The organism is Endozoicomonas sp. SESOKO3 (assembly GCF_024606255.1).
The window spans coordinates 1-7,520 of sequence record NZ_JAHHPR010000804.1; the positions used below are offsets into that span (position 1 = coordinate 1).

Below are 7,520 nucleotides of genomic sequence, written 5' to 3' on the forward strand. Positions count from 1 at the left end.
GATCAGGTTAATAGCATGACTGTTGTGATAAGGTTGCTGAATACCGGCCTGAGCAGAAGCGTAAAAGCAGGCAAGAATCAGAGCAATAAGAGTATGTGCCCATGGTTTAATAGTCATTCTGTTCTCTGTTTTGAGCCAGCTGAAGATTTGGGTTTCATCCACCATGACGTAAGACGAATACCAAAGGGTGGGAAAGTTTCAGGAGTTTGCAGGTGCTGCCAGTATGCGATTCTTATAAAACGACCCTGCCAGTTAGGAATGAAGTAATGCTCCCAGAGCAAAAGACGATTCAAAGCCTGCATCGCGGTATAAAGATCCTTTTTACTATGGGCTGAGAGCGCATGATCAATCAAGGCATCAATGGCCGGGTTATGAATTCCGGCAAGGTTCTGGCTGCCTTTAATATCTGCAGATTCTGAATGAAATAATCCTTTGAGGTGTTCGCCGGGGAGATAAGGTACCATCAGGGTTGTTTGAACCATATCAAAATCCCTTTCTCTCAGTCTTCGCTGGTATTGGCTCAGGTCTGTAGCCCGAAAATCCATTTTGATTCCTACACTGGCAAGGTTGGCGGCAAAAGGGAGTATGAAACGGTCAGCCAGTTTTGAGTAGTGAAGAAATGTAAAGTGGAAGGGTTCATTTCGAGCGTTTAATAATTGCCCCTGATGGTAATGCCAGCCGGCCTCTTTCAGGAGTTTAAGGACTTGTCTTCGTTGAGCTGTGATATTTCCATCCCCGCTTGTTTTTGAGAGCTCGAATGGCCTGGAACAGAGCTCCGGTGGCAATATCGATCGAAAAGGTTTAAACAGTTCCTGTTCGTTCTGTGTGGGAAGGGCAGAAGTATTATTCTCATGGGCACTAAAGAAATGGGTGGTTCGGATATAGGCGTTATAGAAGAGCTTTGTTGAAGACCATTCCCAGTCGAACAACAGGCTGATAGCCTGCCTGACTCTTCGATCCTGAAACAGTGGGGATTTGAGATTAAAAACAAAGAACCTTCTGCCATAGTGCATTTTGTCCGGAATATTCAGCTTGATAACCTTGCCCTGTTGCATGGCTGGAAAGTCATAACCTGTTTCCCAGTTTTTCGCCTCACCTTCGTAGTGGACATCAATCTCGCCTTTTTTAAAAGCCTGGAAGCTGACATGACGGTCACGGTAAAAATTCAGAGTGACTTTGTCAAAATTATAAAGGCCTCTGTTAACAGCTAGCTCGGCTCCCCAATAGTCCGGGACTCGCTCGTAGACGATGGTTGCACCCGGTCTGACCCTGGCAATCTTGTATGGACCACTGAGTAAAGGTGGTATGAGTGTGGTTTTTGAAAAATCACGATTCTGCCAGTAATGTTTTGGTAACACAGGCAGCTCACTGAGTTTAAGTGGGAGTGCTTTAGAGGAAGAGGGTTTCAGAAAGAAGTGGATGATGTACCGATCTTCAATTTGGATGCGTTCAACCTGCTCCAGTGCGAGTTTGAAGTTTGGGTGTCCCTGTTCCAGCAGTATCTTGTAGGAAAACTCAACATCTTCGGTGGTAATCGGGTGCTGGTCATGGAAACGGGCATTTTTTCTCAGCTTGAATGAGAGCTTTTGTTTTTCCGGATCGTAGGCCACCGCTTCAGCTATCAGACCATAAGCCGTACTTTTATGTTCCATGGAGGGGGCATAAGGGCCAGTGCCCACCATCAAGGGCTCGTTTAACTCCAGAAAGCCGAAGCGGTAAGTATTGTTTGCCTGTGTGGGGGCTATTCCACTTGCACTATATGGATTCAGAGTATTAAAGGTTCCCAGGGCTGCTAATCGCAAATGGCCACCTTTGGGGGCTTCAGGGTTGACGTATTGGAAGTGCTTAAAATCTTTTTTATAGAGCGGTTCGTCCATGATGGACAGATGGTGTTGCCACTGCTCACTTTTGGCAATTGCCAGCATTCCTTGTAAATAGAGCAGTAAAAATAGCGTCAGTGGTTTCAATGATGCTCCCCGGTAATATTAAACCGAATGAACTTGACATCGACAATTCAAGGGAGCGCTTTATAGGGAAGGATGTCAGACCCGTGAAAAATCGGGTCTGGGCATCTTGGCTGATTATTCGTAAGCGCGCGCCACATCAACGTAGAGAGTCAATCGTTGGCCGGGCTGCAGGTATTTGCTGTCAAAGGTGTTCCAGGTTTTGATCTGAGCTACCGCTACATTGAACTTGTCAGCGATACGGGACAGGGAGTCACCACTGCGAACCTTGTAATTGACCTTGCGAACAACACCGTTCCGGGCAGCATTGGTTTTGCTCCATACCACCAGTTTCTGTCCGATTCTGAGATTATCTCTGGGTGACATGCCATTCCAGCGAGCCAGTTCCTGAACGCCAGTGTTGTACTTTTTAGCTATGCTCCAGAAGCTGTCTCCTGATTTAACGGAGTAATTCAATCTTTGCCGACCGGTGCGCTGGGTGTTTTGTTTGGCGATGCGACGCTGTGATGCTGTCAGGGCATACTTTTCCTTCTCTCTGGCGGGGACAGGAATCAACAGGCTCTGCCCAACCCTGATCAAGTCTGTATCCATCTTGTTAACTTCCTTGATGAATTTGGACTTGGTATTGAAGGTATTGGCAATCTTGCTGAGGCTATCACCCGACTTCACGGAATAACGGCGCCATTGCATACGTTTCTCCGTAGGCAATCGAGCCAGTTCAGTTTGGAAGGATTCGGCCCTTGCAATAGGAATCAGTAGATAGTGAGGACCAGAAGGTGGGGTAGACCAGCGATTAAGCCCGGGATTCAATCGATATAACTCATTCAGACTAATACCTGACAACTTGGCTGCCTTGGCCATGTCAAGCTGACCACCGGTTTTAACCTTGGCAAAATGTGGTTTGTTCGGAATAGGCTTCAGCTTGATACCGTATTTTGCCGGATTACGAACGATCTTGCCCAAGGCGATCAGCTTAGGGACGTAGGCGGTGGTTTCACTTGGCAGGTCAAGATGCCAGAAGCGAGTCGATTTACCCTGTCTCTTGTTCTTGTTGACCGCATTCATAACCCGTCCGGGCCCTGAATTGAAAGCAGCCAGCGCTAATTCCCAATCATCAAACATATTGTTGAGACTGACCATATAGTCGAGTGCTGCGCGGGTAGCTTCAACCACATCACGACGACCGTCATACCACCAGTTCTGCTTTAGTCCGTAATGTTCTCCAGTAGCTGGCATGAATTGCCACAAGCCGGATGCACCTGCATGGGAATAAGCAAATGGATCGAAGGCACTTTCCACTATGGGCATTAATGCCAGTTCCAGAGGAACGCCACGTTTCTCGGCTTCCATCAGGATGAAGAAGAAATAGGGACTGGCGCGATCAGAAACCCGGTCAAAGTAGCCCTGGTTTTTCTTATACCAGCGCAATTCTGCCAATACCCGGGGATGATTATTATCCAGGTCCATGGCGAGACCTCGACGGGTCCTGTCCCAAAGGTCAGTTGCTGGTTGCTTGGCTACCTGCTTTCTGACCGCTTTCTTGGCCATTTTGCCTTTGGTAACATTTTGCTCAGCTTTGACCGGTGAACTGGTACCCGCTTGTTCTGTAGAAGTACTCATACAGCTTGTAAGAGTCATAACGAGTGTGGCGGCGCCAAGGACTCGAACCAGGGGTTTAACTTGAGGTCCGGTATAACGACCGGACGCCTGCTCTGTATTCAAAGGTTCAGACATAAAAAATTTATTTATCGTGAAGGAACACAATGTTTATCGTCATCAAAACTGATCCTTCCAATGACGTAATGCTCCAAATACCTCTGCATCGTTTGACAGGACAGTACATGGGGCGTGCTCCTTTACTGCAGTAATGACACTATGTTGGTCAATACGCAGGAATGGATTGATGGTAAATTCCAGCTCCAGGCTGGAAGGCAAGCTTGGCCTGCCCTGTTCGCGAAGCTGAATGACTTTATTGCGATACTCCTTAATAGAGGGGTTAGCGGGTTCTACGGCCCGGGCAAAAGCCAGGTTAGCCAGAGTGTATTCATGTGCACAGTATACCCGGGTGTTTTTGGGCAGAGAACGGAGTTTATTCAATGAGCTCAGCATCTGTTCAGCAGTCCCTTCAAACAGTCGACCACAGCCAGCTGAAAATAGGGTATCGCCACAAAACAGGATGGGGTCGTCCTGATCTGGATTGGCGAAATAGGCAATATGATCAAGCGTATGACCAGGCGTTTTCAGAATGTTGAATTCGGTGCCGAGCACTGTCAGTGTCTCTGTGCCATTCAGGGGGTATGTAATACCGGAAATTTCAGCATTATCAGGGCCATAGACGGGAATATTACGGTCTTTTGTCAACGATTGTATACCATTCGTATGATCCCAGTGATGATGGGTAATCAGAATGCCCGATAACGCCAGATTCAGACTTTTCATTGCTTTCTCAACCACGTCAGCTTCACCGGGATCAACAACCAGGCACTGTTGACTGCCGCTTTCAGAAAGCAGCCATATGTAGTTATCTTGAAAAGCCTTGATAGCTTGTATGTGGATCATAGGACATTCTGTCGGGTGATAGTCAATAACATTCTAATGTCTGGAATGGCCAGACAATCAATTTTACAGATTTTGCGTATAAAGTCTGTACTGTTTTCTTTACCATTGTTATAAGGGATGACACCGATGCTGGTCGAATCCTGCCGTGCCAGATAAGATGTGTAATTGAGCAGGACTATATTCTGGCTCGAGGTTTTTGCTGATTTGACTACAGCATACATGGAAAAAGCCTGATGCAATGGTTTAAAAAATCGACCGGACCTGAAATGCCTCAAAAGTTGCGGGCCCTGCAGGAGTGGATGCAGTCCGGCGCAGGAGAGTTTGTGCTCAAGGCAGAAGGCTGTCACATAGAACATGAGTTAAAGTATATCTTTGGTTATCACGCTGTCGAGTTATCCGTATCCCCGACTTCTTCTCTGCTGTCAGGCTCTCAAGTCAGCCGGAACTTCCGGTTTCACCCTTTGAACACTGAACCAGTGTCTTCATTACTGCTTGATCCTTACCACTGGCCGATTGCTCCGGGCAGCCTGGATCTAGTCTTGCTGCATCATATGGTAGAAGTGTCTGATCGTCCGCACCGGCTTCTCAGCGAAGCCGGTCATACCATCATACCCGGAGGCAAGATGATTGTAGTGGGTTTTAACCCTTTGAGTCTCTGCAATATCAAGCGGATGATACTTCCGGGTTATCGAAAGTTGTTCCGTGGGGTTCAGTTCATCAGTCCCAGCCGGATGAAAGACTGGTTAACCCTGCTGGGATTCAGTGTTGAGAAAGTGATTCATGGTGCCTATCTGTTCCCCTCCAACCACTCTGCAATGGGTTTGAAGACGGAAGTGATTGAACAACGCTGTCACAATTGGATGCTGCCCTTTGGCAGTTTTTACATCATAGTTGCTACCCGGGAAGTGCCAGGCATGACACCGATCAAGCCTGTCTGGTCCTCAGTGGGGCAATCCCTGGTCGGAAAGCCGATTACAGGGTCCAGCCGGGTGGGAGATAATCGTTGAGCAAGCTAGTTGAGCTTTTTACAGATGGTGCCTGCAAAGGAAACCCTGGCCCCGGAGGTTGGGGGGTGGTACTGCGTTATGGCACTGCTGAAAAAGGATTGTATGGCGGTGAAAAGGAAACCACCAATAACCGTATGGAATTGATGGCCGCTATTATGGGACTGGAAACCTTGACACGGACCTGTACGGTCCGTGTCACGACCGATTCCCAATATGTACGAAAGGGTATTACCGAATGGCTGAATGGCTGGAAACGCAAAGGCTGGAAAACAGCAGCAGGTAAATCCGTAAAAAACAAGGACTTATGGGAGCGGCTTGATGTTCAGAATACCCGCCATAAGATTGAATGGTGCTGGGTGAAAGGGCATGCAGGACATCGGGAAAATGAAATGGCCGATGAACTCGCCTGTCGCGGTGCCCAAGAGATTATTGAAGGTAAGAAGCAATGAGCCGCCAGATCATAATGGATACGGAAACCACCGGTATCGACCCTTCACAGGGCCACCGAATTGTCGAAATCGGTTGTGTGGAGATGATTGACAGGAAGCTGACGGGCAATACCTATCATGTCTATATCAATCCTGAGCGGCATATGGATGATGAGGTTATTCAGGTTCACGGTATTACCAACGAATTTGTTCGGGACAAACCGCTCTTTGCAGCAGTGGCCAAAGACTTTCTGGATTTTATCAAGGATGCTGAACTGATTGCTCATAACGCCCCCTTTGATGTTAACTTTCTCAACCATGAGCTCAAGTGGCTGGACCCCGGCCTCGGACAGGTAGAGGACTACAGTAAAATTACCGACTCCCTTGCCATAGCAAGAAAGAAACACCCAGGTCAGAAAAATAACCTGGACGCACTGTGTAAACGTTATTTTATCGATAACTCAGCCCGTACCTTCCATGGGGCGCTTCTTGACTCTGAAATATTGGCTGAAGTATATCTCGCCATGACCGGTGGCCAGACTTCGCTGCTCTTGGGTGGAGCAGGAGAGGGGACAGAGGATGATGTAACGGTTATCAGACGTTTATCTTCAGACAGGCCTGCCTTGAAAATCATCAAACCGACCGATGCTGAATTAAAACTGCATCAGGAAAAACTGCAAAAAATAGGTCAGCAAGACTGGTGATTGCTTTTGATAAATGAAGTTTGCAATGGCCAACGATTGATTCATCAACGAGAGCTGTGACATTTATGCCATACCAACCTGCAAGTGGCTGGACTCAGAAAGGAGATCAGTCTGATCGTTTTTTGATTCTTTCTGGTCATGACATCGTGATGAATCCTGATGGCGGGTTCCTCTGGGAGAATCGCTCCTGGATGGATGGCCTCGAAGCGATCAGAACCGGAACACTGGACAAGTATTCGGTCTCGGTTATAAAAACAGACCGTATTCCAGATGAGGGCAGTGCCATTGACGCCCGACAGTATATGGCAATGCAGCCTGAATCAATGGTGGCATTATACAGCCATGCAGCTCAAATCTTGAGATCAAGGAGAGACCACCAATTCTGTGGCCGCTGCGGTAGCCCGTGCATGTCAGGCGAAGGGGACTGGGCAATGTCTTGCCCAGCTTGTGAGATGACTTACTATCCAAGGATATCTCCGTGCATCATTGTTCTTATTCACAAAGGTGATGAAATATTGCTCGTTCGTCATAGACGACATTTGCGAAATACGACAATGCATACGGTTATCGCCGGTTTTATAGAGCCAGGAGAGAGTGCAGAGGAAGCTGTAGTGAGAGAGATCAGGGAAGAAGTCGGTCTGGAGGTCGGTGAAATAAAGTACCAGCTCAGTCAGAGTTGGCCATTTCCTCATGCCTTGATGCTGGGCTATCACGCCGAATATAAATCAGGGGAGATTTTTCTTGAAGAGAAAGAACTTGTGAGCGCTGAATGGTTCCAGAGAAATAACCTACCGGACGTTCCGCCTAAATTCACAATAGCCAGGCATTTAATAGATAAATAATATTATACAATCATAT

7 protein-coding genes are annotated in these 7,520 nt (G+C 47.5%); 4 read left to right on the forward strand and 3 right to left on the reverse strand.

Features of this window, described 5'->3' with window-relative positions; genetic code table 11:
- Nucleotides 1-113: 113 nt before the first annotated feature.
- The 3 genes from KDK18_RS14435 to gloB all read right to left on the reverse strand — a co-directional run bounded on the left by KDK18_RS14435 (nucleotide 114) and on the right by gloB (nucleotide 4,523).
- The gene (locus tag KDK18_RS14435; RefSeq protein WP_257255634.1) at nucleotides 114-1,967 is read right to left on the reverse strand and encodes an extracellular solute-binding protein; all 1,854 of its coding nucleotides are present in this window, start codon (nucleotides 1,965-1,967) and stop codon (nucleotides 114-116) included.
- A gap of 114 nt (nucleotides 1,968-2,081) precedes the next feature.
- Nucleotides 2,082-3,698 (reverse strand): LysM peptidoglycan-binding domain-containing protein, encoded by a 1,617-nt coding sequence (locus KDK18_RS14440; RefSeq protein ID WP_257255635.1) that lies wholly within the window; start codon nucleotides 3,696-3,698, stop codon nucleotides 2,082-2,084.
- 42 nt (nucleotides 3,699-3,740) lie between these two features.
- Nucleotides 3,741-4,523 (reverse strand): hydroxyacylglutathione hydrolase, encoded by a 783-nt coding sequence (gene gloB, locus KDK18_RS14445; protein WP_257255636.1) that lies wholly within the window; start codon nucleotides 4,521-4,523, stop codon nucleotides 3,741-3,743.
- A gap of 233 nt (nucleotides 4,524-4,756) precedes the next feature.
- On the opposite strand from gloB, the gene KDK18_RS14450 reads away from it, so the two are divergent.
- The 4 genes from KDK18_RS14450 (at nucleotide 4,757) to nudC (ending at nucleotide 7,504) form a co-directional block, all read left to right on the forward strand.
- Complete coding sequence (locus KDK18_RS14450) at nucleotides 4,757-5,530, forward strand: class I SAM-dependent methyltransferase (RefSeq protein WP_257255637.1); 774 nt, start codon at nucleotides 4,757-4,759, stop codon at nucleotides 5,528-5,530.
- Nucleotides 5,527-5,979: a ribonuclease HI gene (rnhA, locus tag KDK18_RS14455; protein ID WP_257255638.1), complete on the forward strand. Its 453-nt coding sequence runs from the start codon at nucleotides 5,527-5,529 to the stop codon at nucleotides 5,977-5,979. The genes KDK18_RS14450 and rnhA overlap by 4 nt, the downstream gene beginning before the upstream one ends.
- Entirely contained in the window at nucleotides 5,976-6,662 is a 687-nt protein-coding gene (gene dnaQ, locus KDK18_RS14460) for a DNA polymerase III subunit epsilon (RefSeq protein ID WP_257255639.1), read from the forward strand. The genes rnhA and dnaQ overlap by 4 nt, the downstream gene beginning before the upstream one ends.
- A gap of 65 nt (nucleotides 6,663-6,727) precedes the next feature.
- Entirely contained in the window at nucleotides 6,728-7,504 is a 777-nt protein-coding gene (nudC, locus tag KDK18_RS14465; RefSeq protein WP_257255640.1) for an NAD(+) diphosphatase, read from the forward strand.
- Nucleotides 7,505-7,520: the final 16 nt, after the last annotated feature.